This is a genomic window from Paenibacillus sp. FSL H8-0315 (assembly GCF_038005365.1).
Classification (GTDB): domain Bacteria; phylum Bacillota; class Bacilli; order Paenibacillales; family Paenibacillaceae; genus Paenibacillus_AQ; species Paenibacillus_AQ odorifer.
In genome coordinates this window covers 5959060-5985122 of record NZ_JBBOTA010000001.1, presented here as the reverse complement: position 1 = coordinate 5985122, position 26063 = coordinate 5959060, and the positions used below count along the sequence as shown (strand labels likewise).

The window sequence follows — 26063 nt, the reverse complement described above, 5'->3', positions numbered from 1 at the left end:
TTACCCTAACGCTCTTAACACATCTTCAATCTTGCGCTGATGCGACAATACCCCATAATTCATCCAGGCCATAAAATCCACCTCATATACACAACGATTACGAACAGCGGGCAGATTGCGCCAAAGCGGTGTATCCAACAGCTCCCGTCCTTCTCCTTCCTGTCGATCAAAGGTAATGAACAAATGATCTGCAGTGAGGCTCGCAAGCTCTTCTCTTGTTAGGCTCACCCGCTTCTGTCCACGAGTCAACTTCGGAACCAAGGCATGGGGCTGCAAACCTAAATCATGATGGAGTACGCTACCTGTATAACCCAATTGCCCGCATCCGTAGAGATTGATTCCGTAGGAAGATATTCTAAGGCATGCTACAGTCTGCCCTTGGACAGAACGGTTTAGCTCTCGTCTAGCTTGCTGCGCCCGATTCTCATAATTGCCGATCACTTCCTGTACACGATCCGTTCTGCCAAAGACGGCTGCTGCGGAAAATAACGTGGCCCGCCAATCCTCTTGATGAAAAGGCAGCTTGAACAACGGAGCAATTTGGCTGCACTCATCCAGGTGCCAACGCTGAAAGCCATCATCCAGCAGGATCAGTTCGGGCATGTACTGGGAGAGCTCCTGCCAATCGCCAGTCGAAATATCAACCGCAGGCACATCGAGGAGGGACAGATACTCTTGCTTCCCCCACTGAGCGTGAGAATATTGCGCCACTGGTGTAATATCCAGAGCCAGCAGGTAGTCTTCCAGAAAAGGAGCGAACACCCGCAGCCCTTCCTGATGGAAGCTTCTGTATTGGCCGGGCGTAACGCCCACCGATCTTTTGAAACGCCGGTTAAAATAATACTCATTGCTATACCCTACAGATAACGCGATATCATGCATACGGTCATTCGTAAGCAGCAACTGCTGCTGCGCCCTTTCAATACGAAGTCCGTTCAAATGCTCTAAGGGAATCCGCCCTGTCACTTCTTTAAAAATCTGTGTGTAGCGTGCACGTGTAATGCCTGCCACTTCAGCTAATTGATCGACGGTTATGGCGTGATTGTAGTGTTCCTGCATATAGCGGATGGAACGCTGTACCGCCTCATGGGCTCCTTTCATCTGGATGACAGAGGAATTTGCCCGCATGATCAGCAGCAGTAACTCTTGAAAGCGGGTATGGCCTGCGAACCATTCAATCTCTTCCGTACTTCTGCGACTATGATAGATAGCCTCCAGCAGTAATGCACATTGTGAAAAAGGTCTGCAGCTTAGCGGACCGGACTGGAGAATTCCTTCTTTAGTCCCCTTTTCCATTCCACTCTGCCTGCTTCCCCCCGTTTCGATGACTTCAAACGTAAGCCTATAAAAGCTAAGTCCTCGCTCCTCTGCAATGATTTTGCTTATTAGCCCAGGTTCGAACAAGAACCCGACACCTTTTTCCAGAGGAAAACGCTTCTCCTCGGCTTCTAACCATCCCTGTCCTTCCGATACAATGATCAGGGTATGATTTTGAAACACTAAGGTCTGTCCGTTCACCGATAAGGATTGGGCTTCTATGTTAATCAAGCTATAGAATAGCCTCTTTTTATTGCTGTCTTGTAAATCTTCTGCCATTCTAGCGCCCTCCAATTGAGAACCATTTTCATTCACTTTACTATAGTTTAGAATAAAAAAGAAGGTCTATCAACTATGCTGATAGACCTTCTTTATGCTATTCCTTACGACGGCTGCCGTTTTATTTCACCATAGCTTTCAGCAAGTCATCAAGCTTCATCGAATTGGCTGTGATGGCACCAGTCTGCCAGTGGGAACGTTCCATTCTATAAACATTCCCGTTCTTCACCGCCGGCAAGCTCTTCCACAACGGGCCATCAAGGATTTGAGTCGCTTCCTGATTCCCTTCAGTATCCCAGCCCCCGTTGTCAGGGAACACAATGATATGATCCGCTTCGAGCTGAGGGATAAGCTCTTCGGAGATAATAGATTGATATTCGGTCATTTCTGCCGCCATAGGCACAGGTGTCAGGCCAAATTGAGAATAAATTACACCGGTGAAACGGTTTTTAACACCGAATAGAGCAAAGGTTTTATCCGCTACGTTGAGCCGGATCACTGCTACTTTTTCCTGACCTAGGGCCTGTTGCAGCTTAGCTTTCCCCTCTGCCACTTTCTGATCGTACGCTGCAAGGACAGATTCCGCCTTCTCCGGAATACCGAGGGCATCTGCAATAGCCGTAAGCACTTGTCTTGAGTCTTGCAACACCGCCTCAGGTAGACGATAGGTTGGTGCTATCTTGGAATATTGTTCATATTTCGCCGCATCCGCACCTCCATCCACAATAATCAAGTCAGGGTCTTTTTCCAGCAACACTTCCATACTACCGGTAATATCAAATTCTGGTACATCAAGATTTAAATAATCCTGTTTGCCCCAGCTTGGATGATACCACTGCACCACCGGGGTAATGCCCAATGCCTTCAAATAATCTTCAACATAGATCCCGGCTACCCGTTGCGGTTTAATTGGAATTTCAACATCCCCGAATTCCCCGGCAATCGTCCGAGTTGCACCCTCTTCTGCGGCATTTCCATTTCCTTCAGTTGGTGCGCTAGTGCTCGCTGAGGTAGATTCCTCTGCATTCTGTGTCTTAGCAACGTTTTCTTTCGCAGTATTGTTATTCGTTCCGCATGCTGCCAGCGCAGTTATTGCCATTATAAGTACCGCTGCCCATAAAAACTTCTGACCCCATCTTGCCATTGATCCCTTCACTCCTATGCTTTATTGTCATTGATTATCATTCTCAATAACCTTTATCACAATAGTAGCATGACTTTCATAGCTTTCAATGCACTTTCTCCGCAAAAAACTTATACAAACTATTTCGAGTTGCTCTGCTCTATCATTATTCGGTAGGATTCTTCTTCTATTAAAAATATGTCATCCTTTATTAACTTGATCGCAAAATTTCTTTTTTTACGATTGATTTATACGATGCTTTCGCTTACAATAAACTCATAAACGCGCGTTTATGAAAAGAGGGGAAACATGCGCAGCGAAGATATTGCTAAGTTGGCCGGGGTTTCCCGTAGTACGGTATCCCGCGTGATCAACAACTATTCCAATGTTCCTGAAGAAACCCGGGCCAAAGTGCTGCGGGTGATTGAGCAACATCAGTACGAACCGAACAGCTTTGCACGGGCTCTGGCCGGTAAGAAAACCGATACCATCGGATTGTTCGCCATCAGTATGAACGAGAAAGAGAACACTACCCGAATTTATCAGAACAATTACTTTGCACCATTCGTCGATGCCGTAGTCGACACGTCGAATGCCCGCGGATGTTACGTTCTGATTCATACGGTATACTCTCCGGACGATTTCCTGAAGGTAAAACAAGCTTTTCTGCAAAAACGGATTGACGGTGGTATAATTGTCGGCACTCAGAAGGATATTAATATCGTCCGCGAAATGGTGGGACTCGATTCTCCGCTAGTACTGATTGATTATGATATCTCAGAGATTATGTCGGAGCATCTTGACCGCAATCATTTGGCCATTGTGAATTCCAAAGATTACGAGGGCACCACAGAAGTGATTGAACATTTAATCTCCTTAGGCCATCAAGAGATCGGCATTATCTGTGGGCAAATGAATACGTACTCTGGTCGAGAACGCTACACGGCCTATGAGGACACGCTGAAAAAACATGGTCTGCCTCTGAATGAGAAGTTTATCCTAAAGGGTGATTTTCTGAAAGAGACGGCTTATGAAGAGGTCAAGAAGCTGCTTGCTTCTGGTGAACCTTTGCCGACTGCCTTTTTCTCTTCCAACGATGACATGGCTATTTCAGCGATGGAAGCGTTCTCCGAACATGGAATCATTGTCCCTGAGGATATCTCCATTGCGGGTTTCGATGACATTCAGCTGGCATCCCGTATTCAGCCTAAGCTGACCTCTGTACGCTTGCCGATTTATGAAATGTCCAAGGCTGCAGTGGAAAAAGTAATCGAGCTGTGTGATTCACAGCAGCCGACTTTCAGCACGATCAGCTTTCCAGCTCGTTTAGTGGAGAGAGATTCCTGTCAACCGCCGAAGAAGTAGCACAGATTCATCATTCACTGAAGAATACATATTTTTCTGTGGAGCTGCTATCATTGGGTCTCGAAATCACTGCCTAATACTATCTTTTAGAAACAACGGAAAGAATCCCTTCCCTCGAGGGAATTTTTCCTGAAACTTATAAACGCGCGTTCACAATCGAAAGGAGACTTTCTCACATGAAATTCGGTACCTTTGACGACACTCGTAAAGAGTATGTAATTAACACACCAAAAACACCTTACCCTTGGATTAACTACCTTGGTAATGAACAATTTTTCGGACTTATTTCTAATACTGCTGGTGGCTATACCTTCTATAGAGACGCTCGTCTCAGAAGATTGACCCGTTACCGTTACAACAATATCCCAATGGATGCTGGCGGCCGTTACTACTATCTTTATGATGATGGTGATTTCTGGACTCCAGGCTGGATGCCAGTAAAACGTGATCTGGACTTCTACGAATGCCGTCACGGTCTTGGCTACACCTCCATTACTGGTGAACGCAACGGTATCTCTGTAAACCAGCTTGCTTTTGTACCTATGGGTCATAACGCTGAAGTACATCGTCTTGTAGTGAAAAACACGGGTTCCGCGAAGAAATCCGTTAAACTGTTCTCTTTTGCAGAGTTCTGTCTTTGGAATGCACAAGATGATATGACTAACTTCCAACGCAATCTCAGCACTGGTGAGGTTGAAGTGAAGGGTTCTGTTATCTATCACAAAACAGAATACCGTGAGCGCAGAAACCACTACGCTTTCTACTCTGTTAACAAAGAAATCGCCGGCTTTGATACTGACCGCGAAGCTTTCGTAGGGATGTACAATGGTCTGGAAAGCCCGCAAGCTGTTGCTGCAGGTGAACCAACTAACTCGGTAGCGAGCGGCTGGTCCCCTATCGGATCGCACGCCCTGAACATTACTCTGGAGCCGGGCGAAGAGCAAAGCTTCATCTTTGTCCTTGGTTACATTGAAAACCCAGAAGAAGACAAATGGGAATCTCTGAACGTAATCAACAAAAAACCAGCAGAGGCTATGATCGAGCAATTTGCTACAGACGCTCAAGTGGATGCTGCTTTGGCTGCACTGGCTGCACACTGGGATAACCTGTTGTCCAAATATCAAATCCAAAGTGGCGACGACAAGTTGAACCGTATGGTTAACATCTGGAATCCATATCAATGTATGGTTACCTTCAACATGTCCCGTTCCGCTTCTTACTTTGAATCCGGTATTGGCCGTGGTATGGGCTTCCGCGATTCTAACCAAGACTTGCTCGGATTTGTGCACCAAATTCCTGAACGTGCTAAAGAACGTATTCTCGATATCGCCGCTACACAATTTGAAGACGGCAGTGCCTATCACCAATACCAGCCGCTCACCAAAAAAGGTAACAATGAAGTCGGTACCGGCTTTAATGATGACCCGCTTTGGTTGATCCTCGGCACAGCTGCTTACATCAAAGAAACTGGCGACACATCGATTCTTGATGAGCAGGTTCCTTTTGACAGCAATCCGGATAACACAGCTACTCTGTTTGAGCACTTGAAACGCTCCTTCGAGCATGTAACTAACAATCTCGGACCTCACGGCTTGCCGCTGATCGGTCGTGCAGACTGGAATGACTGCTTGAACCTGAACTGCTTCTCTACAGAACCAGGCGAATCTTTCCAAACTACTGCCAACATCGAAGGCCGCGTAGCGGAATCCGTATTTATCGCGGGTCTGTTCGTCTTCGTTGGACCGGACTATGCAGAAATCTGCCGGATGCGCGGACTTAATGACGTAGCTACGGATGCAGAAGCTAAGATTGACAACATGCGTGAAATCACACTCACTCACGGTTTCGATGGTGACTGGTTCCTGCGCGCTTATGACCACTATGGCGACAAGATCGGTTCCAAAGAAAACGAAGAAGGTAAAATCTTCATCGAACCACAAGGTATCTGTGTTATGGCCGGTATCGGTGTGGAAGATGGTCAAGCTGAAAAAGCTCTGACTTCCGTGCAAGAGCATTTGGATACTAAATACGGTATCGTATTGCAACAGCCACCATATTCCAAGTACTATCTGAACCTGGGTGAAATTTCTACGTACCCTCCGGGCTACAAAGAAAATGCTGGTATTTTCTGCCACAATAACCCTTGGATCATGATCGCTGAAACTGTACTTGGACATGGCGACAGAGCGTTTGAAATTTACGCTAAAATTGCTCCTGCTTACTTGGAGGACATCAGTGAAATTCACCGTACTGAACCTTATGTATACTCGCAAATGATCGCAGGTAAAGATGCCGTTCGCCATGGGGAAGCTAAAAACTCCTGGTTAACTGGTACTGCTGCTTGGAACTATGTAGCGATTACACAATCTATCCTTGGTATTCAAGCGGACTTCAATGGTCTGAAGATCGATCCTTGTATTCCTACAGAGTGGGACAGCTTTGAAATCACCCGTGTCTTCCGTGGAGATACTTATGTGATTCAAATCAAGAACCCGAACCATGTATCCAAAGGTGTAGCTAGTCTTACCTTGGATGGCGCAGCTGTAGAAGGTAACATCATCACTCCTGTTGGAGACGGTGCTGTACACCAAGTAGTTGTAGAACTGGGTTAATACAAAAAAATCCGCTCACCGTTCGTTTGAACGATTGAGCGGATCGGATCTAAAATTAACAGTGGGATGCCCCCTGAAGGATTCAGGGGGCATCTTTTTTTTACCCTTCCACAATATCTGCTCTTAAATCACTCGCGACCTCAAGCATTCTAGGAATCACGGCTTCATTGGCGCCAGAAACATAAATATCGCCCTGATAATGTCTAAATGGGATTGTTGTATCACCATAGCTCCACATAAAGAAATCTCCCTCAATGGACATGGTAGTGGCACCTGTTACTGTAAAAACTGATGTATAGGTGAAATCAGGTTTGGATGCGAAATATTGCTTACACTCTTCTAAAGATAGGGTTGTTGCTGAATCTCCAGCATTCTGCATTGCTCTTGTCATCCGATAACGTTTACTCATTGTGATGCCTCCATTATTATCTGTAAAATGATCAGTTACCTTATCCAGATCAAATATAGCATACAATGAAGGGCAAATCCCATTCCATTTCTAAGTCGAAAATGTTAATATAGCCGTTTTTCATAGCTTTCTTTTAGTGATTTTGAGATATCCTCTGGAGTAACTCCAAGTTTACGGGCATGCTGCGCCAGTATTTTTGATGGATTAGGCAAGACTTCTTTCGCAAGCCAATGATCGTCATCCCACAAATGTGACCGCTTAAAGGCTTTTGCACAATGCATATAACATTCTTCTACTTCCACGCCAATTCCAATGATCGGGACTTTACCATGCGCTTCCATAGGTTTCAATATATCTTCATCCTTAACTATACTCGCGTGCCCATTTATTCTTAATGTTTCTTCAAGTCCGGGGATGATGAATATCAAACCGACTTTTGGGTTCTCAAGTATATTCCGCAAAGAATCAAACCGTCTATTCCCAGGGCGTTCAGGGATCACTAAATGTTTATCATCCAACACGTGAACAAAACCTTCTGCGTCCCCGCGCGGAGAGACATCACAAGCACCGGACGAACCGCTTGTAGCCATAAAAAGCATTGGGGATTTTGAGATATAATCACGGCAATGATGATCTATAACAGTTATGGTTTTGTTGTTAACCAATTCGCTTGGGTACCCAAATAAAGACCTTAGCTCTTCTTCTGACTCTATAACTTTTTCGAAAAAGTTTGACTTCATACTTCTCCCTCTCTCAACTTAATAAGCCCCAATGTTCTTATTTTTGCTCAAATATCCGCTTAATAATTGGGCGAAATTTTTTCTTGTTGATTCATCCGATAACTTCCCAAAAGTACCATACAGATTATCCCCATGATATCTTGGAAACACATGTAAATGATAATGCCATACATCTTGGCTGCCATCCGGCTCATTATGTTGTCTAGAAGAAACGCCATCACATTTATAAACTTCTTTAAGACCTTTAGCAATTTCAATTTCCAGCTCATGTATCCGGTTTGAGATCTCAACCTCCAATGTGTAAATATTCTCGATATGCTGATTAGGGATGATTAGAACATGCCCTTCATTATTCGGATACCAATGAGAAGCAATAAAAGCCGTTATGTAATGATCTTTATAAATAATATCCGCTTGCTTAGAATGCACATCTTCATTTTCAATGCCCGAAACCAACAAACAAAAGGGACAAGTATAACCCTCTGGAGCATGATTATAAATATAGCCCGCCTCCACTGTTATAGGATTTAAGAATATTTCTATGTTTCTTCTAATTTCGCCATTTCGCGTGTGTTCTCCTTTTTGCAAAAAGAAAAGGACAGACTGTAAATTACAGCTGTCCTCATCGGTAAATGTTGATAAACTACAGCCATTCCCGAGATCTATGTCTACCTATAACTTAAACGCTGGCTTCCGGAATCCATACCTTCATTTCACCACTGCCACGATTTCCCCATAAGTAATACGGAACCGCCTTAACTTTTACGGTTTGAACTGGTGCCTTGACTCTGCTGTAAAGCTCACCACTCCAGCCCTCTTTATCTACACGTAGCCCCTCTGCCTCGACAACAACAGCGCCGCCGAGCAACGTCTCATCAAAAGCCGCAGTAAGTTCACTGCCTTCTTTTAAAGAAATCGAGCTTAACGGCTCACCATTATCGATACTTTCAAGACAATACACAAGAGGTCCACGCTGAATCGTTACTTTTTGAGCATCAGCACGCAAACTTGGATGTGCGTAGATACGATGTGCCTCCATAGGGTCATGCACTTCGATTACATCTCCTGCTCTCCACAGTCTCCGGATAACGAGGTATCCCTGCTCGATGTTCTCAGCAGTATTCATTGCTTCACCGTTGACTCTGATCTCCATTCCTTGGCTCCAAGATGGAATCCGCAAGGCAATCCCAAACTCTGCTTCCGCTGCAGGATTAATCTTCAACGAGACTGTACCTTCCCATGGATAGTTACTCTCTTGCTGAATCGCAACATCTGTTCCACCCAGCTTTGTTGTCAGCTCACTCCCAATATACAAATTCGTATAGAGCGTATCACCATGGATCGTATAGATATATTGATTAAGCGAAGTCAGCAGACGCGCCACATTCGGAGGACAGCAAGCGCAGCCAAACCAACCTTGGCGCTCGGACTTCACATGATGTTTATCCGGATTGCAGCTGCATGCCTTAGGCCATACTTCCAGTGGATTCACATAAAAATAGTGCTTACCATCCTGTGCCATTGAACCCAACACATTGTTATAAAGCGCCCGCTCCATCACGTCGGCATAACGTGCATCCGGCGATATTCTCAGCATCCGCTGTGCAAAAAAGATCAACCCAATAGATGCACAAGTCTCTGCGTACACCGAATCGTTAGGCAGATCATAATCGAAGGTGAAAGCCTCACCCCGATGCGTAGATCCGATCCCGCCAGTAATGTACATTTGCTTAGTAGTGATGTTATTCCACAGTCTCTCGCATGCTTCGCGAAGGGTGTCATCTCCCGTAAGTGCGGCTAGATCAGCCATAGCAGTATACATATAAACCGCACGCACAGCGTGTCCTACAGCCACTTCCTGTTCTCTTACCGGAAGATGACTTTGGTAATATTTTAAATCTAAATTCTCCTTCTGACCTGTAAAAAAATTGATACTCCCCAGATTATCCCATTGTTGCTTTAGGAAATTCGGCTGTTGACCTCGCTCATTAATAAAAAAGCTGCTGAGCTTCAAATACCGCTCCTCACCTGTGAGCCGATACAGCTTCACGAGCGCAAGCTCAATCTCCTGATGGCCATCATATCCCCGCATTTTGCCTTCTTCCGGACCAAACACAGAATCGATATGATCAACCATTCGGCACATGATGTTGAGCAGTTTTCTTTTGCCTGTAGCCTCGTAATAAGAAACGGCTGCCTCAATGAAATGCCCAGCACAGTACAGCTCGTGGCAATCGTTCAGATTAGTCCAGCGTTTGCCGGGTTCTTTTATCGTAAAATAAGTATTTAAGTACCCGTCTTCCTGCTGCGCTTCTCCAACGAGGTCAATCACTTCATCCGCTTGACGCTCCAGCTCAGGGTCACGTTTGATGCTTAAGGAATAACCTACGGCCTCCAGCCACTTGGCTACATCACTGTCTTGAAATACCCAGCCGTAAAATTCACCGGTCTTCCGGCCCGCAGCAATCTCAAAGTTAGCAATGGCATGACTGGGCTCAGCTCCCGCTGCTTTGTCGTGCAATGCCTCATATTGATATGGGATTACAACATCCTGAACCAGCTTTATATAACTTCCCCAGAAATCATCTTTAATGCTAACGGATTGATCTTTTACAACTTGCTGATCCTGGATCGTTTTATTCATCATCATCTTCCCCTTAGCCTTATTTTATACTCGCTAATTACAATTATAGAGCGTACAATAGATAAAAAATATAATCAGAAGCAACCCCTTTTTTGTACTATTTCACACTCCTATTTTCAAGGACTATTTGAGCTCGGACTACGATAAAAAGAGAGGTAGAACACAGTGAGTCCTTCCTATGTACATTTCGCAGCGCCGCCTTTTCCATATTTTCTGGAATGCAATCACACTGTTTATCAACCCGGAGAGCAGCATCCAAATAGAAGCCATATCGGCTTATTTGATCTGATTATTGTAGAGCAAGGTTGCCTATTTATCGGTGAAGAGCATAATCAATGGGAGGTTGCGGCTGGGCATACGCTGCTTCTGCTGCCTGACCGCTATCATTATTCCGTTAAGTGTTGCGAGGAGCTGACTTCGTTTATCTGGATTCATTTTCATACCCTCGCAGATTGGTCAAGTTCTGATGGCGAGCCCGTGTATATCAACCGAGAGACACATTTCCGGCAGTTTCTTACTCATCCATATACCATTCGCATCCCGCAGTTTGGTCCCCTTCCTGATCCCTTTAAACGGAGTGGACAAGCTGAGAAGCTTTTACAGCTGTCCACTGGAAGACGTTCCAGTGCAGTTTGGGAGCAGCAAAGGATTTTTGAAGAAATGCTGCGGATGATGGATCTAGCGCAGCATGATACTTCAGAAAGTCATGCGGTAGAGATCGCCGAGAGGACAGAGACTTATATCCGCAATCATTATGCGGAGCCTCTCTCCAATGCCTCTCTGGCGGATGCGCTGCATTTTCATTATAACTACCTTGCCCGCTGCATGAAACGCGTATATGGACTGACTCCGATGGAGTATTTAACGGATTACCGTTTGGAACAGGCCAAGCTGCTTCTGCTTAAGACAGAGATGCCTATAGCTGCGATCGCAGAACGTATCGGTTTCGAGAGCACCGCCTACTTCTCGCGTCGCTTTACTCAGCAGATTGGAATCTCTCCGCTTCGCTTCCGCAAGCGGTATTCCCGATAACGGCAAAAACAGCATGCCTCATAATTGGAGGCGTGCTGTTTTCGTTGTTAATGCGGTGCGCTGTTGTAGCTTTCTTGTGTGCTGCTGGCTTTCTTCTGCGCTGCTGGCTTACGTGATCAGCTATGGATTAATGGGACGCGAGATGCGAGATGCGAGATGCTCCTCTAGATCGGAGAAACTTAGGTAACTATTATGATGGAGCAGTACTCCGCTTGGCACATTTCTTGTGTACCCGTGATCCGCCTAAATCCTTCTGCTGCTTCTTGCTCCTTGCTTCTTGCTTCTTGCTTCTTGCTTCTTGCTTCTTGCTTCTTGCTTCTTGCTTCTTGCTTCTTGCTTCTTGCAATAATTTTACCAGTTTACCTTCCTAGGCGTGGCGCACTCATACTTACCATAGATCAACGCTGATTATGCGGCTCGACCCTCTAAAGCTTATCAACAAGTAACTCTCTGTATAGCCATCACACTACTCTCTGTATCCCCCGGAGATGCGTCTGCTTAATCATCCATTCATAGCATTCCCCGTTGCGGACCGGATTGCAGCTATTTGTGATTTTCGATCCATTTTGCAGCAGTTTCGGACTGCATAGCTCTTATTGCTCATAATTTGCTCCAAATCGGACTACATTTGTGGGAATAGCTGCAACTGCGTCCGATAGTGTGACAAAACGAGCGAAATCATGGAAATAAGGGCAACTGAGTCCGAACAGTTGCTAAAAAGAACACCGCCTGCCGAATTTGATCCTAATCGTGCTGCCCATTGTTTAAACTAGCTGTCTGGGGCTCAACCTAGCTACTCTGCGAGAAATTAGTACCTGTTGTTCAAACTAGCCGCCTACGTCTCGAAATCAGCTACCTTTTGCTCGATCTTGATCGTATCGGACCGTATTGCAGCTATTTCAGCATATGGGTTCATTTTGCGAAGGTTTCGGACTGTATAGTTCTTATTACCCTTGATTTGCGCAGAAAAAGAGCACATTTGAGCGAATAGCTGCAACTGCGTCCGATAGTGTGACAAAACGAGCGGAATCATGGAAATAAGAGCAACTGAGTCCGAACAGTTGCTGAAAAGAACGCCGCCTGCCAAATTTGCTCCTAAACGTGCTAGCCATTGTTTAAACTAGCTGTCTGGGGCTCAACCTAGCTGTCTAATTCTCGAAATCAGCTACCTTTTGCTCGATCTTGATCGTATCGGACCCTATTGCACCTATTTGTGATTTTCGGCCCATTTTTCGGAAATTTCGGACTGTATAGCTCTTATTGCTCATAATTTGCTCGCAATCGGACCACATTTGTGGGAATAGCTGCAACTGAGTCCGATAGTGTGACAAAACGAGCGGAATCATGGAAATAAGAGCAACTGAGTCCGAACAGTTGCTGAAAAGAACGCCGCCTGCCAAATTTGCTCCTAAACGTGCTAGCCATTGTTAAACTAACTGTCTGGGGCTCAACCTAGCTACACTGTGCGGAATAGCTACCTATAGCTCGACCTATCTATACCGTGTGCGGAATTAGCTACCTATGGCTTAACCTAGCTACTCCGTGCGAAATTAGTTACCTGTACTCAACCTATCTACACTGTGCGGAATTAGCTACCTATGGCTTAATCTAGCTACTCCGTGCGGAATTATTTACCTATGGCTTAACCTAGCTACTCCGTGCGCAGAATTTGTTACCTGTTGCACAACCTAGCTGTCTACGTCTCGAAATCAGCTACCTTTTGCTCGATCTTGATCGTATCGGACCCTATTGCACCTATTTGTGATTTCCGACCCATTTTTCGGAAATTTCGGACTGTATAGCTCTTATTGCTCATAATTTGCTCGCAATCGGACCACATTTGTGGGAATAGCTGCAACTGAGTCCGTTAGCTCGAAAAAATGCCTTGTTACTGCCTAATAAGGTCTTCTGGGTCCGCATGGAGGCTGGGCGTGAATTACTCAAATGTCTGTTGATCGTATCGGACCCTATTGCACCTATTTATGATTTTCGGCCCATTTTTCGGAAATTTCGGACTGTATAGCTCTTATTGCTCATAATTTGCCCGCAATCGGACCACATTTGTGGGAATAGCTGCAACTGGGTCCGTTAGCTCGAAAAAATACCTTGTATCTACCTAATAGCGGCTCCTGGGTCCGCATGATTAGGCCCGAAATCAGTTTTTTTGCTTCACTGCAATTTTTTGGAAGCGACAAGCATATTTATAAGACATGCCTTTAATGTGGAGATGTTAAATATGCAGTCATTATTGAGATACGCGATCATCCTGATCGGAAGCTTGCTCATTGCAGCAGCAACTAATTTTTTTCTAGTCCCATATAAAATCCTAGATGGGGGAATAATAGGAATAGCCCTCATCATCAATTATTTATCCGATGCCAAAATCGGTATAGCTGTCCTTCTCTGCAGCTTTCCGATTTTCCTGTTAGCCTGGCTGAAGGAACGCGATATCTTTTTCAATAGTGTATTAGGTTTATTGACCTCATCGTTTCTGATTGAGCTTCTCGGTCCTTTGCAGTACCACTTTCTGTATTATTTTGAGTTCGGCTCCATTTCCAGCGCCATTATTGGCGGTTTTTTAATGGGAACGGGTCTTGGGCTTATGCTGCGGTTCAAAGCCAGTACAGGCGGAACGGATCTGCTTGCTCAATATATCAAAAGGTATCTCCCGCTTAACCTTGGACTCATCATTTTTTTGACAGATTTTATAATTATCGGCGCGGGGGGACTCCTGATTTCCAAAGAAACCTTCTTCCACTCCATCCTCACGATTATCGCTGGGGGTGTGGCCACAGGTCTCTGCACCTTGGAGACTGAAGAGAAATGGAAAAAAATATGAATATACACGATCATATGTTCGTATTATAATAATAAGAAAATCATCTACCGTATCTCTACCTCACCTGGAGAGTGTGAATCTATGAATAAAGAGCGTGTTATTTTGTTATCCGATTGTCAGAGCTTTTACGCCTCCGTGGAGAAGGCCTCTAATCCGCAATATAGCAACAAACCGCTTATTGTCGCCGGAGATCCGGCTAGACGAAGCGGGATTGTACTTGCCGCTTGTCCGTTAGCCAAATCTTTTGGCATTACTACCGCTGAGACTTTGAAGGAAGCACTCGCGAAATGCCCCGAAGTAATCGTCGTCAGACCACATATGCAGCAATATATCGATGTTTCCTCCCAAATCACGGACATTCTACGCAAATTCAGTGACCTCGTAGAACCTTATTCCATCGATGAGCAGTTTATTGATATCACCGGCAGCCTCAGCTTATTCGGAAGCCCAAGACAGATCGCTACGACCATTCAGGACTTAATCCGCAGAAATACAGGTGTGCGCGCACGTATCGGTATAGGTTATTCCAAGGTTACCGCCAAAATGGCTTGCGACCTGTGGGCCAAGAAGAACCCGGAGGGTCTATTTACCCTCACTCAGGAAGAGCTTCCAGATGTACTTTGGCCGCTGCCCATTAGTGAGTTGTTTATGGTAGGCCGCCGCATGTCCGCGCACTTCCAGAGCATGGGCCTCACAACGATTGGCCATTTGGCACAGATGCCGCTAAGCGAGCTGAAATGGCGCATGCGGGAGAAATTCCATAAAAAATGCGATATCGATGCCGAGCTATATTGGCGAATTGCCAACGGCATCGACGATAGCCCTGTAAGTCCGGCTACCTATGAAGTTGCCCCCAAGAGCGTCGGGCACCAAATGACGCTGCCACGGGATTACTATACAATGCAAGAGATCAAGACCATCATTTTGGAGCTCTCAGAGCTGGTGTGCAGGCGCAGCCGCAAACTAAAGGTGCATGGTGCAGTCGTGTCTGTTGGCTGCCAAGGCGCCAGCTTTGATGACCCCAGCGGCTTCTCGAGACAGACTACGATGAGCGATCCTACGAATGCAACCCAGCTGGTATACGAGGCCGCCCTCGCTCTTTTCAAACAGCATTGGGAGGGTCAGCCTGTGCGCCGAATTCATCTAAGCCTGTCCAATCTGTCTGACGAAAGCCAATATCAGCTAACCTTATTTGAGTCGCGCCCCCGCTACCGTGAGCTCGAACGGGCCACTGATGCGCTGAAGAATAAATACGGGGAATCGATCATTGGACGCGCTGCATCGTTCACAGATGCCGGACAACTTAAGGACAGATCCGGAAAGATTGGCGGGCACTATAAATAAACAGTGCATCTTTATACATTTTATTTCTGAAACTATATTAAAATATATCCCATATCGTTTATAATGCTATATTGAGGTTGTTATTTTCACACAATGAAGCGACAATCATAAGTATATACACATAGATATGTAACATTCCAGGGGAGGACCGGAGAAGTTGGAAAGCACGAGCAACACTAACACTACCTATTATGAAATCGTTGATCTCTGTCTTCTTGCTGGCAAGATCATGCTGCAAAACGGTGCAGAAACCTACAGAGTAGAAGATACAATGACACGTATGGCTGCTTCTCTCGGTTTTCCAGGGGCACACAGTTATGTGACGCCAACCGTTATTATGTTCACCACCAATAGAACGGAGCCCGTTAAGTTATATCGGATTGCCGAGCGGACAACAGATCTGCAGAAAGTCTCGGAGGTTAATGATATCTCGCGGCGTCTGAACGAGCGTCAGATTACAGCCGAGGAAGCTCGGACACGATTAGGAGAGGTCGATGATGCCGCACATGTGTATCCGGTATGGCTGCAAATCATAGCAGCGGCGCTTACCGGCGCTTGCTTCACCGTTATGTTTAAGGGCAGCTTGTGGGATGCTCTCCCCGCATTGCCGATTTCCGGGTTAGGTTTTGCTGCGGTTATCTACCTGCATCGTCTTGTGCAGACTAGATTTTTTGCAGAGTTCTCTGCTTCCTTCCTGATCGGACTTCTAGCCTTCTATTCTGTAAAGCTGGGCATAGGTCAAGAAATGGACAAAATCATCATCGGCTCCGTGATGCCTCTAGTACCCGGTCTACTCATTACTAATGCCGTTCGTGATCTGATGGCTGGTCATCTGGTCTCAGGCATATCCAAAGGAGCAGATGCCTTTCTAACTGCTTTTGCGATCGGTACAGGCATTGGGCTTGTACTATCACTATTTTAATTTTCCATGTGAAAGAGGTTAGCCCTTCATGATTTTGCAACTTATAACCAGTTTTATCGCCGCGGCAACCTTCTGTATTTTATTTAATGCGCCTAAGCGCGCTCTACTGCAGTGTGGTTTTGCTGGAATGGTAGGCTGGATGGTGTATGTAATCCTTGATGTAGAGTGTGGGCCTGTTGTTGCTACGTTTGCGGCTACTGTAGTGGTGGGCATCGTCAGCCAGTTGTTTGCCCGATCCTTCAAAATGCCGGTTATTATTTTTAGTGTAGGCGGTATTATCCCACTTGTTCCGGGTGGCCTTGCTTACGATGCTATGCGTAGATTTGTGGAAGAGAACTATAATCTGGCTGTAGAAATCGCTGTTCGGGCATTAATGCTCTCTGGCGCAATTGCGGCTGGACTGGTACTGAGTGAAGTTATCGGACAAATGTTCCGCCGTCGTGCAAGCAAAGCATAACCTTCTTACAACGTCATCTCATAGATTCAAAAAAAGAAATCGTCTCTTGGTATAATGAGGATCATCCATCCCTCTTCCAAGAAGCGATTTCTTTGTTTACTGTCCTATCTACACAAGTACTGCTACAGGTTCAACCTCCGAATAAATACTATTGATCCGGTTATTTTTAATCCAAGAAAGTCCTACGGTACCTTCACCCGCATGAACAGCCACGGCAGGAATGTATGTCATAATCTCCGTACGTAAATCAGGCGCCATTTCTTTGATGTCTTCTTCTAGCTTCAGCGCCATTTCTAAATTATTGGAATGCATGATGCACACATCGCTAACAAGTCCACAATCCTGTTTAAAGATATCTAACAGCGCCTGCTTTGTCTTCTTCATCGTGCGGATTTTTTCCACAACAATGACCTTCCCCTCGTCAAAACGCAGCAGCAAATTTATCCGCAATAATTGACTAAGCACTACCTGTGTGCCAGAAACACGCCCACTGCGGTGAAGCTGGGACAAGCTTGCAGGAATTAAGTAGAAGGACATATTTTGAATGATATTCTCTATCTTTTCTTTAATCTCTAGGCCAGTAAAGCCCATCTTGTGCCAATGAATACCTCGCGTAATCATTTCCCGAATCGGATAAGCGCCAACCTTGGAATCAATTCCAATAACATTAGCTTCCGCTATTTCAGCACCTTGCATGGAAGCATTGTATGTTCCGCTAAGCCCTGTCGAAAGATGCACCGCGATAATCTCATCATATTCTTCCTTCAACCGTTCGTATAACTCGATAAACTCACCGATTGGCGGCTGTGAGCTGCCTACTTGATCATGCTGACGCATTTTCTCATAGAACTCATCGATCGTAATATCTATATTTTCTTTATAACACTCGTTGTTAATAATCAGACGTAAAGGAACAATATACACATGGTTGTTCTTGGCGAATTCAGGATCGATTGTACATGTACTGTCGGTTACCCAGGCAATTGATTTCATGGTCACTTGTCACTTCTCTCTTTCATGAAAGGAATAGTAGAATGTTTGAAGAGACAAGGGCCACTAAACCTTCTCGGCCAATGAATCACTCTCTCATCCTGTACAATCAACATACGAATAGATCAGCGGTTTAGGAAGTCCTCGTGCGTATTCGTAAATTATACAAGATAACGAGCGATAAGATAGGCAAAACAGGCCGATAATGCAAATTTTATTCAACTTTTTTCAACTTTATTCGACATTATTTCACATTATGTATGACGAATATACCTATCCTAATAGAGACAGTTCATGTTATGTAAAAGCCTAACCACAGCAAAAATATCCCCGTCCCCACCCTCACCGTTCTTACATAAATCAGCGCTTGGTAGTTACATTAATAGGTACTCTTTACAGTTGTTACAGTACGGGGCTAAGTTATGATTGGTCAGATATGGCCCGGCATCTGTCAATTTGTCCAACTTTCCCTGTTGGCGGGTTGCGCTCGCTTTTATGAAGATCAGTTACCTTCTGCTGTGATAAAGCTTTTTACGGTGTGATTAAGGCTACCGTCCAGTTTTTCTCCTGAATTTTAAAATCCAACTCGCGATAAGACTTAGACAGTTCATCAATCCGCTTCTGAATCTCAGCGACATCTATCGTTCTCTGGAAACGAACCTCAGAGCGGCTATACCGATCCTGAGTGATCGAAGCTTGCTCAAGCAAATCGCTAAACAGCTTCCGCAGCTGAAGCATTTTATCCCGTTCGGCTAGGGCATCGGCAATACTCCAATTCTCATTGAAGGCAACAGATGAATTCGTTCGATTAATCGCTCGAATCAAAATCGTCTGCTCGTTAACAGCTATTTCTAGCTCATGCAAAAGAGCCTCCGGCTGCTCTGCCGGATCTTCCCCCTCCTGCACCTTAACGACCCGATCGAGCCGCTGCTTTAGCTGCGCGATTTTACGGGTAAGATCACTTCGGTTCACTAATGCTTCCGCAAGTTTCATCTTTAAGTTCCCCCTAAGATTTTCTGATAGCTGGCGATATCCAGTCTTCGACCAAATTTACAGCCAATCTCCTTGAAGTAGGCACATTGTTCATATCCATTCTTTGAGAAAAGCTGGCGACTGCGTTCATTCTCTGCGCAAACGGTAGCTACTAACACATGGAAATCCAGTTCGGCAGCTCTCTTTTCAATAAAACGTAAGGCATGCTGTCCTATTCTTTTACCCACACAAGCCGGTTTCAAATACACACTGATCTCCCCAGAGCTATCATAAGCCGGCTTACTCTTATGTCTAGCAATCAGAACATAGCCCTGAATAACATTATCCCAGGATAATATAACGTATGATTTGAACCGCGGATCATCATTCATCACTGATTGCCGCATTTCGTCCAAACTTAAAGGCTCGGTATGAAAAGAAACCGTAGTGTTCAGCACGTAATAGTTATAAATATCGAGTACATCCGACAGATGCTCTTCGCGAATTTCAGTGAATAACAAGCTTTCTCCCATTACTTTGTTCAACACAGCTAATCCTCCCAAATGGATGTTTCCAAATGATCGACGAACTTGCGTAATTTACCGGCTAGCTTGCGGTTAATAGTTCCATCCTGGTACATTTGCTGCACCTTATCCCGTTGCTCCTGAATAGCTTTCAGTTTCAATTCAAGCTTTTGATCATCAACGAGACCATCCTTTGTCCAGCCTTGACCCTGCTCGAAGCGTGAGATTAGTTGCTCATAACTGCATGCAACCTTCTCTACTGCTTTTCGGTTGTTCTCATTCATACTTGCATTAACAGCAGCTATTGCTGCGCGGGACATAGAAATCTTAGCTTTTCTTGCACATTCAGCCTGTTGCAGCATTTGTTGGCTAGCTTCCCGTTCGTTTTGTCCTGAGAACATCCCCGCAAATAGCCTTCTAATCTCTGTAAGGGATAATCTAATTTGAGAGTTGAGACTTCTGGCTAAGAAAACTTCACTATGATCCAAGAATTCTTCCATTTTCTGAGCCACTGAGGCAGGAATCTCATTGTTAGTAAGCAATCGGGTCAGCTCTTTGCGTTCAGCATGCAAGCCCACTATCCTCGCTTCAACCCCAAGCCGACGGAGTTCCTCAAATGCCGGATCGTTCGCTTGATCCTCGCGGTTCAGACTATAAACCTTTTCTCTAAATTCACTCAAAGCTGGCTGTGCGGAATCCTTGCTCTCCTCCGTCATCATACTTTGAAGCAGCGTTATCCCGGCAGCAACGACCTTAGATTTGGCCGCCTGTTCAACCTCAGTGTCCCCTGGTTCGGCAACCGGCTCTTCTTTACCTGCGAGAATTGGTAAAAAGATACTAGCGATCAGCAGCGACATCAGAATCACACCCGCAGCGATAAAGATAATTAGATCACGTTCAGGAAAAGGTGAGCCATCTCCTAACACAAAAGGAATCGAAAAGGCACCGGCTAAAGTAACCGCGCCTCGCACTCCTGAAATAGTCAGGATTAGCATGGACTTAATAGACGATTTTTCCATTTTTTGCAGGCCGGCGCCAGCCAGGGAAAATACATATACCCATATAAAACGCAGCACAAAAAGCAGTAACGTTATCGCTAATACATAACCAATCACCATAAGATTGTCCACCGCTGTATCCCGGTAGATCACTTCAATAACATCTGGAATCGACAATCCGAGAATAAGGAAAACCAAGCCATTCAAGATGTAGAGCAGCACAGACCATGTGCTGGCAGATACCAGCTGTAGCTTATACTGTGGCGAGACCGCACGGTCCTTCTCGACCGCATGAATTATCCCCGCTGCAACCACAGCTAAAATGCCGGATACCCCTATTTCTTCACTGATCAGATACACAATGAAAGGAGTCAGGATTTGCAGCAGCACATGTACTGTGATGTCCTCCATCCCCAGTCTGCGGATAAATACACTGAACCGAATCAGGAGGAACGCGAGTATTGCTCCGACAATTAGCCCACCTAAAGCGATAATCACAAAGCTAATGGAGGCTTTCGGCAAAGAAAATATGCCTGTAACAGCTGCTGCAATAGCGAAGTTAAACGCAACAAGGCCAGAGGCATCATTCATCAATGATTCGCCCTCTAGAATACGATGAATACTCTTGGGAAGATGTACTCTCCCAGCGATTGCACTTACCGCCACAGCATCTGTCGGCGATAAGATCGCTGCCAGCGCAAAAGCAGCTGCGAGTGGAATGGTGGGGATCATCCAGTTAATGGAATATCCAGCGATAAGCACTGTAGCAAATACCAAGCCTAGTGCCAGCATTAAGATTGGAGCCCGCAGGTTCCATAACTCATTTCTCGGTGTTCGCTTTCCGTCATTGAACAAAAGCGGAGCAATAAATAACACGAAAAACAACTCTGGCTCCAGTGACATATGTATTCCCAAAGGCAATAGTACGACCACTACACCCAAGCCAATTTGTATTAAGGGTATCGGCACGAAGGGAATGAATCGGTTTATGATGTTGGATATTGCGATAAGCCCAAGTAGGACGAGTACAACTAGAAATGTCTCCAAACCACATCAACTCCCTTTTTTATATTTGATTATTATATCGCAAAGCTTTAGGCAAGGGCAAAATCTAGCAAAAGATTCTTAACATTAAAATCCCCTACAAATTCCACAAAAATTCCATCAGATACATATTGACATAAATATTTATTTGTGTTATAATAAAGAATTTACCTATTGTGTTTATTTACAGTTTTGAGTAATATATGCATTAGCCTCACGGCGTCGCTCTTATTATCAATCACGGAGGGATAATAATGTACATTGCTCAAGGAATAGAAATGCTCGAGATTACAGCGCAGGTTATGGGTGGAAAAGACACGATTTACCCCACGCTACTCTGGGATGAACATACCGCCGTACTCGTCGATACCGGATTCCCGGGTCTACTCTCTACTTTCAAAGAGGCTCTAAAAGAAGCGCATGTGCCTTGGGAGAAGCTCCGTATCCTTATTATCACGCATCAGGATTTAGACCATATTGGTTGCCTCCCTGCCCTATTGGCTGATGAAGATCTAGAGCTTACTGTTCTGGCTCATGAAATTGAGCAGCCTTATATTCAAGGAGAGCGAATGCTCCTTAAGCACACTCCTGAAGCTTTAGCGGCGGCAGCGGCTATGATCCCAGCTCATGTACCTGAGGAGTGGCGGCGTGCCTTCCTCTCTGTATTAGCCCATCCTCCTAAAGGAAAAGTGGATCAAACGCTTGTGGATGGAGAAAAGTTACCTTTTGCCGGTGGAATTACGGTGATCCATACCCCTGGCCATAGCCCAGGGCATCTCAGTCTTTACCATCATGATAGCCGTACACTTATTGCCGCCGATGCCTTGACCGTTCAGGATGGCGAGCTACAGGGTCCCACTCCTTCCGCCACACCTGACATGGAGCTGGCTTTGTCCTCTCTGAACAAATTCTCTGAGTATGAGATCGATACGGTCATTTGTTATCACGGTGGACGCTACCGCGGAGATGCAAACAGACGTATTGCTGAACTAGCAGAAGGAAAAGGAAAGCTGTAATGATACAAAAGAAGACAGAGCCTGAAATCCGGCTCTGCCTTCTCTTGTTATATAGGATCGTTATTCTTCATTATCACTTAAGACTCTGAACCCACCGTAAACCGTTCACGAATATGCTGCGGCTGTTCGATTTCATCGACAATAGCAACGGCATAATCTTCGTAGCTGACATAACTCTCGCCTTTGGAGTTCACCAGAAGATTATCCTTACCTTTTACATAAGAACCTGTTCTTGTGCCGATGGCAAAATTAGCAGATGGACTAACAAAGGTCCAAGAGAGTGCATCTGTTCCTTGCAGAATCTCCAGATTCTTGGCTTGATTCGTCGCTGTTGGCTTAATAAAGTCAGGAAAGTCATTCGTATCCACTACTTTAAGCGTTTTGGCTTCATCTACATAAAGACTTCCTGCACCCCCAACTACAATCAATCTTGTATCGGGCGAAGCCTTCAACGCTTCAATAAGCACATTCCCGGCATCCACATGCAGATGTTCTTGTCCAAACGGCGCACCAAAAGCATTCACAACCACATCGAACCCCTGCAAATCTTCAGCGGTAAGTGCAAATACATCCTTTTCAATGACATTCGCTTTACTATTTGTTACTTTAGATGCATCCCGCACAATCGCTGTAACTTCATGACCTCTATCCAACGCTTCCTGCGTAATTCGGCTTCCAGCTTTTCCACTTGCTCCAACAACTGCGATTTTCATATGATTGTCCTCCTGAGTTTACGATGTTTTCGCTTTAATATTTATATCAAGGAGCTCCTGAACGATGGTTCTATCGATATCGAGATCAAATTTTCTCCCCCAAAAGCATTCCGTGCCCCGTTGAGTGATCCGATCATAGTCTTCTATCGTTAGCGTTCTAGGATAATCCGGTCCTGTTTCCCAATCTGTATACCGCTTAATTTCATTCAGCACATGCATCTTATAAACACTATTCAAAATTATCGTATGGAAAAAAATTTCGTCTCCACATAAAGTGTTCCTAAAAAATCTGACGTATTCCGGAGAGCTTTTTGTAAAATCCAAGATGTACTCCATACATCCACCTGTAATAGACATCCAGTTTGAGCCTTTATATAAACCGTTCGGCAGAGCGCTTAATCTTCTTTGCAGAAACGGAACGCTCATAATTAGTTTAATGTACCTCATTCGGATCGCTGTCATACGCCGGGTCCTTGAGATGAGGAATCTAGGATAATAAACTGAGACCCGCTCGTAACATCCCCAAGTTTCCGCAGCATTAGGCAGCTGCAAATACTTCACAAATTCCTTACCCTCATTCCCCTTAAAGAAATCTAGAATCACTTCATTCGAAGCCAGAGGCAGATCCTGACCGCTTAGAATGTGAATATAATTGAAATCCCCATGTTCTTTGATCAGCGAAAAGCACTTCAAAATGCATTCAATCTGGCTGTAATGCCCCCACTGCACATCAATAGGCTTTTCCACAAAATGAATATCGTTACGATGAATAATGTCAGCTTCAATATTACTTTTCTGATCGACATGCAGGAAAAACTCTACGGACTCGTTAGTTAAACTATCGATTAGCAAATTGATCTGCTCCGGATTCTTATGACAAAGAATGATATACGCCATTTTGAATGCTTCCAACAAACTTCACCCTTCCGCCCATCTATTTCCAATATTATAAAATAAATGGACGAAAATGGATATATAATTATCTCTCTAAAACAAGTCTGATTCCAATGTTCCATGGATCTTGGAATGTAGGAGTTCCATTCACTTCTGTAACTGCGTAACCAGCCTGCCGAACTCGCTCCACCACAGCGTTGCGTTCCTCTTCATTCGTAAGAATTAAGGTAAAATAATCAATCCCCACAGTATCAGCTGGAGCCGCAGGTGCGCCCTGTCCGGCCCAAACATTCAGCCCGATATGGTGATGATAGCCACCAGCAGAGATAAACATAGCAGCACTTCCATAATTAGCTGTTAGTTCAAAACCAAGCAAATCGACGTAGAAGGCTTTCGCCTTATTTAAATTCCCCACATGAAAGTGTACATGCCCAATCACTGTTCCCGCTGGCAGCCCGCTCCATGATAAACCTTCAGAAGCTGCCAATAGTCCATCTACATCCACTGGATCAGTGGACATCATTACATGCCCTTCTGCATCATATTTCCATTCACTCTTAGGACGATCTCGATAGATTTCAATCCCATTATTATCTGGATCCTGAATATACAACGCTTCACTGACCAGATGATCCCCCTGCCCCACTTCAATCCCCGAAGAGATCAAATTGCGCACAACCAATCCAAGGCTAGGACGATCTGGAACAAGGATAGCGAAATGATACAACCCAGCCACAGAATTAGGGCGGATCACCCGCGCATTTTCAATCTCCCGCAAGATTAATAACACATTCTGACCGTCAGCGGTCATTTCCACTTCGCGGCCAGTCTGCCGCAAAACGCTTAATCCCACAACATTCTGATAAAAGGTGAGCGAACGCTCCAAATTGCTTACTCTAATCTGTACCAGACCGATCTGAGTATCTGGTTGAAGTATTGTTTTAGTCGTCATTATAAATTCCTCCCAATCATGCTGTAACTGTTTTAGTTACAAATTAACTATCTTTAGTATAGTTACCTTCTATATGTTTGTCAATTACCTATAAAAAAATCATGTCGACTGGTTCACAGCCAAACATGATTCACAGGAACATATAATAAGTAATTCAAAAAAAGGTTTCCGGGTATTTCAACTCTCCCTTAATCCTCTGCAGTACGCCTTCCTTCAGCTCACAGACCATAAAGACATTCTCCGGTACCGCGAATTGTTTCAACTCCAGCCCATGTAGCCCTGCGGGTTGAAATCCGAATCTTGGGTAATATTCGGGATGCCCGATCAAAAAGACAAGCTCATATCCGAGCGTTCTACATCTTTCTAACCCTTCTTGGATCAGCACCTTGCCGATTCCTTGCTTCTGAACGAATGTTTTCGACCAACTGCGCTTCATCTTCCCGATCACCAAAAGCCTCAACATTCACTTGAAATACTCCATTATAGTCTGCCACAGTTTCTGTTCTAATCCTCATTTTTGTTGCTCCATTCCAGAAAATATTCGGATACACTGGATTCCAGAAGGCCGATCAAATCTTCATCCATATACTTATAGTCATCAGCTATGTTCAGGCAAATTATTTTTTTGCCCATTACACAGTCTCTAAATTTATCTTGAATTCTTCGAACATGTTTCTTCTCCATCACAAAAATCACATCCGCCCAACCCAAATGCCCTTCAGAAATTTTAATTCTGGCATGATCTTCAGTCCCTGCAGATCTCACTTCATGGCCATCAATTCCTTGAAAAATCTTCTCCGCAGTTAGACTCCGCCAGCGATTCTGGCTGCAGACAAACAGGAGTTTAATAAGTGCACCTTCCTTATCCGATTGTTAA

General features: G+C 44.9%; 23 protein-coding genes. 8 read left to right on the top strand and 15 right to left on the bottom strand.

Annotated elements, in window-relative coordinates:
- Positions 1-1596: a helix-turn-helix domain-containing protein gene (locus MHB56_RS25920; RefSeq protein ID WP_341144173.1), complete on the bottom strand. Its 1596-nt coding sequence runs from the start codon at positions 1594-1596 to the stop codon at positions 1-3.
- 121 nt (positions 1597-1717) lie between these two features.
- A complete protein-coding gene (locus MHB56_RS25915) occupies positions 1718-2740 on the bottom strand; it encodes an ABC transporter substrate-binding protein (protein ID WP_076279835.1) in 1023 nt (340 codons plus the stop codon).
- Between the two features lie 288 nt (positions 2741-3028).
- On the opposite strand from MHB56_RS25915, the gene MHB56_RS25910 reads away from it, so the two are divergent.
- Together MHB56_RS25910 and MHB56_RS25905 are read left to right on the top strand one after the other, a co-directional pair.
- Positions 3029-4084 (top strand): LacI family DNA-binding transcriptional regulator, encoded by a 1056-nt coding sequence (locus MHB56_RS25910; protein WP_076141732.1) that lies wholly within the window; start codon positions 3029-3031, stop codon positions 4082-4084.
- Between the two features lie 176 nt (positions 4085-4260).
- On the top strand, positions 4261-6696 hold the full coding sequence (locus tag MHB56_RS25905; RefSeq protein WP_036685988.1) for a GH36-type glycosyl hydrolase domain-containing protein: 2436 nt from the start codon (positions 4261-4263) through the stop codon (positions 6694-6696).
- Positions 6697-6796: 100 nt separating this feature from the next.
- Here MHB56_RS25905 and MHB56_RS25900 read toward each other — a convergent pair whose 3' ends face one another.
- The 4 genes from MHB56_RS25900 to MHB56_RS25885 form a co-directional block, all read right to left on the bottom strand.
- Entirely contained in the window at positions 6797-7105 is a 309-nt protein-coding gene (locus MHB56_RS25900) for a hypothetical protein (protein WP_076130570.1), read from the bottom strand.
- A gap of 104 nt (positions 7106-7209) precedes the next feature.
- Complete coding sequence (locus MHB56_RS25895; protein ID WP_076212728.1) at positions 7210-7845, bottom strand: pyridoxamine 5'-phosphate oxidase family protein; 636 nt, start codon at positions 7843-7845, stop codon at positions 7210-7212.
- An 18-nt stretch (positions 7846-7863) separates the two neighbouring features.
- Positions 7864-8433, bottom strand: a complete 570-nt coding sequence (locus tag MHB56_RS25890; protein WP_256721407.1) for an HIT family protein — start codon at positions 8431-8433, stop codon at positions 7864-7866.
- A gap of 91 nt (positions 8434-8524) precedes the next feature.
- Entirely contained in the window at positions 8525-10492 is a 1968-nt protein-coding gene (locus MHB56_RS25885; RefSeq protein WP_339279733.1) for a glycoside hydrolase family 127 protein, read from the bottom strand.
- A 162-nt stretch (positions 10493-10654) separates the two neighbouring features.
- Here MHB56_RS25885 and MHB56_RS25880 point away from each other — a divergent pair, with 162 nt between their 5' ends.
- From MHB56_RS25880 to MHB56_RS25860, 5 genes are all read left to right on the top strand, one after another.
- Entirely contained in the window at positions 10655-11521 is an 867-nt protein-coding gene (locus MHB56_RS25880) for a helix-turn-helix transcriptional regulator (protein ID WP_076280856.1), read from the top strand.
- Positions 11522-13757: 2236 nt separating this feature from the next.
- On the top strand, positions 13758-14360 hold the full coding sequence (locus MHB56_RS25875) for a YitT family protein (protein ID WP_038570150.1): 603 nt from the start codon (positions 13758-13760) through the stop codon (positions 14358-14360).
- An 81-nt stretch (positions 14361-14441) separates the two neighbouring features.
- The gene (locus tag MHB56_RS25870; RefSeq protein ID WP_076303466.1) at positions 14442-15704 is read left to right on the top strand and encodes a DNA polymerase IV; all 1263 of its coding nucleotides are present in this window, start codon (positions 14442-14444) and stop codon (positions 15702-15704) included.
- 157 nt (positions 15705-15861) lie between these two features.
- On the top strand, positions 15862-16626 hold the full coding sequence (locus tag MHB56_RS25865) for a threonine/serine exporter family protein (protein WP_340395488.1): 765 nt from the start codon (positions 15862-15864) through the stop codon (positions 16624-16626).
- A 28-nt stretch (positions 16627-16654) separates the two neighbouring features.
- Entirely contained in the window at positions 16655-17083 is a 429-nt protein-coding gene (locus tag MHB56_RS25860; protein ID WP_036685970.1) for a threonine/serine exporter family protein, read from the top strand.
- Positions 17084-17191: 108 nt separating this feature from the next.
- Here MHB56_RS25860 and MHB56_RS25855 read toward each other — a convergent pair whose 3' ends face one another.
- The 4 genes from MHB56_RS25855 to MHB56_RS25840 form a co-directional block, all read right to left on the bottom strand.
- Positions 17192-18076, bottom strand: a complete 885-nt coding sequence (locus MHB56_RS25855) for a DegV family protein (RefSeq protein WP_076189809.1) — start codon at positions 18074-18076, stop codon at positions 17192-17194.
- Positions 18077-18604: 528 nt separating this feature from the next.
- Positions 18605-19066 (bottom strand): DIP1984 family protein, encoded by a 462-nt coding sequence (locus tag MHB56_RS25850; protein ID WP_076183284.1) that lies wholly within the window; start codon positions 19064-19066, stop codon positions 18605-18607.
- Positions 19067-19068: 2 nt separating this feature from the next.
- Positions 19069-19593, bottom strand: coding sequence for a GNAT family N-acetyltransferase (locus MHB56_RS25845; RefSeq protein WP_341144172.1), 525 nt, complete (start codon positions 19591-19593; stop codon positions 19069-19071).
- Between the two features lie 2 nt (positions 19594-19595).
- Positions 19596-21614 (bottom strand): Na+/H+ antiporter, encoded by a 2019-nt coding sequence (locus MHB56_RS25840; protein WP_341144171.1) that lies wholly within the window; start codon positions 21612-21614, stop codon positions 19596-19598.
- A 251-nt stretch (positions 21615-21865) separates the two neighbouring features.
- Between MHB56_RS25840 and MHB56_RS25835 the strand changes: the two genes are divergently transcribed.
- Positions 21866-22627 carry an MBL fold metallo-hydrolase gene (locus MHB56_RS25835; protein ID WP_340395487.1) on the top strand — a complete coding sequence of 254 codons (762 nt, stop codon included), beginning with the start codon at positions 21866-21868 and terminating at the stop codon, positions 22625-22627.
- 77 nt (positions 22628-22704) lie between these two features.
- On the opposite strand, the gene MHB56_RS25830 is transcribed toward MHB56_RS25835, so the two are convergent.
- The 5 genes from MHB56_RS25830 to MHB56_RS25810 form a co-directional block, all read right to left on the bottom strand.
- Complete coding sequence (locus MHB56_RS25830) at positions 22705-23340, bottom strand: NAD(P)-dependent oxidoreductase (protein ID WP_076189805.1); 636 nt, start codon at positions 23338-23340, stop codon at positions 22705-22707.
- A gap of 18 nt (positions 23341-23358) precedes the next feature.
- On the bottom strand, positions 23359-24252 hold the full coding sequence (locus MHB56_RS25825; protein WP_139329833.1) for a beta-1,6-N-acetylglucosaminyltransferase: 894 nt from the start codon (positions 24250-24252) through the stop codon (positions 23359-23361).
- 67 nt (positions 24253-24319) lie between these two features.
- Positions 24320-25186, bottom strand: coding sequence for a VOC family protein (locus tag MHB56_RS25820; RefSeq protein WP_341144170.1), 867 nt, complete (start codon positions 25184-25186; stop codon positions 24320-24322).
- A gap of 154 nt (positions 25187-25340) precedes the next feature.
- Positions 25341-25622 (bottom strand): GNAT family N-acetyltransferase, encoded by a 282-nt coding sequence (locus MHB56_RS25815; RefSeq protein WP_341144169.1) that lies wholly within the window; start codon positions 25620-25622, stop codon positions 25341-25343.
- A 68-nt stretch (positions 25623-25690) separates the two neighbouring features.
- Complete coding sequence (locus MHB56_RS25810) at positions 25691-26035, bottom strand: low molecular weight protein tyrosine phosphatase family protein (RefSeq protein ID WP_339191179.1); 345 nt, start codon at positions 26033-26035, stop codon at positions 25691-25693.
- Positions 26036-26063: the final 28 nt, after the last annotated feature.

Coding starts and splice junctions, on each gene's coding strand:
- MHB56_RS25920 (WP_341144173.1), bottom strand. CDS start 1,596: ATGGCAGAAGATTTACAAGACAGCAATAAAAAGAGGCTATTCTATAGC.
- MHB56_RS25915 (WP_076279835.1), bottom strand. CDS start 2,740: ATGGCAAGATGGGGTCAGAAGTTTTTATGGGCAGCGGTACTTATAATG.
- MHB56_RS25910 (WP_076141732.1), top strand. CDS start 3,029: ATGCGCAGCGAAGATATTGCTAAGTTGGCCGGGGTTTCCCGTAGTACG.
- MHB56_RS25905 (WP_036685988.1), top strand. CDS start 4,261: ATGAAATTCGGTACCTTTGACGACACTCGTAAAGAGTATGTAATTAAC.
- MHB56_RS25900 (WP_076130570.1), bottom strand. CDS start 7,105: ATGAGTAAACGTTATCGGATGACAAGAGCAATGCAGAATGCTGGAGAT.
- MHB56_RS25895 (WP_076212728.1), bottom strand. CDS start 7,845: ATGAAGTCAAACTTTTTCGAAAAAGTTATAGAGTCAGAAGAAGAGCTA.
- MHB56_RS25885 (WP_339279733.1), bottom strand. CDS start 10,492: ATGATGAATAAAACGATCCAGGATCAGCAAGTTGTAAAAGATCAATCC.
- MHB56_RS25875 (WP_038570150.1), top strand. CDS start 13,758: ATGCAGTCATTATTGAGATACGCGATCATCCTGATCGGAAGCTTGCTC.
- MHB56_RS25870 (WP_076303466.1), top strand. CDS start 14,442: ATGAATAAAGAGCGTGTTATTTTGTTATCCGATTGTCAGAGCTTTTAC.
- MHB56_RS25860 (WP_036685970.1), top strand. CDS start 16,655: ATGATTTTGCAACTTATAACCAGTTTTATCGCCGCGGCAACCTTCTGT.
- MHB56_RS25855 (WP_076189809.1), bottom strand. CDS start 18,076: ATGAAATCAATTGCCTGGGTAACCGACAGTACATGTACAATCGATCCT.
- MHB56_RS25850 (WP_076183284.1), bottom strand. CDS start 19,066: ATGAAACTTGCGGAAGCATTAGTGAACCGAAGTGATCTTACCCGTAAA.
- MHB56_RS25835 (WP_340395487.1), top strand. CDS start 21,866: ATGTACATTGCTCAAGGAATAGAAATGCTCGAGATTACAGCGCAGGTT.
- MHB56_RS25830 (WP_076189805.1), bottom strand. CDS start 23,340: ATGAAAATCGCAGTTGTTGGAGCAAGTGGAAAAGCTGGAAGCCGAATT.
- MHB56_RS25820 (WP_341144170.1), bottom strand. CDS start 25,186: ATGACGACTAAAACAATACTTCAACCAGATACTCAGATCGGTCTGGTA.
- MHB56_RS25815 (WP_341144169.1), bottom strand. CDS start 25,622: ATGAAGCGCAGTTGGTCGAAAACATTCGTTCAGAAGCAAGGAATCGGC.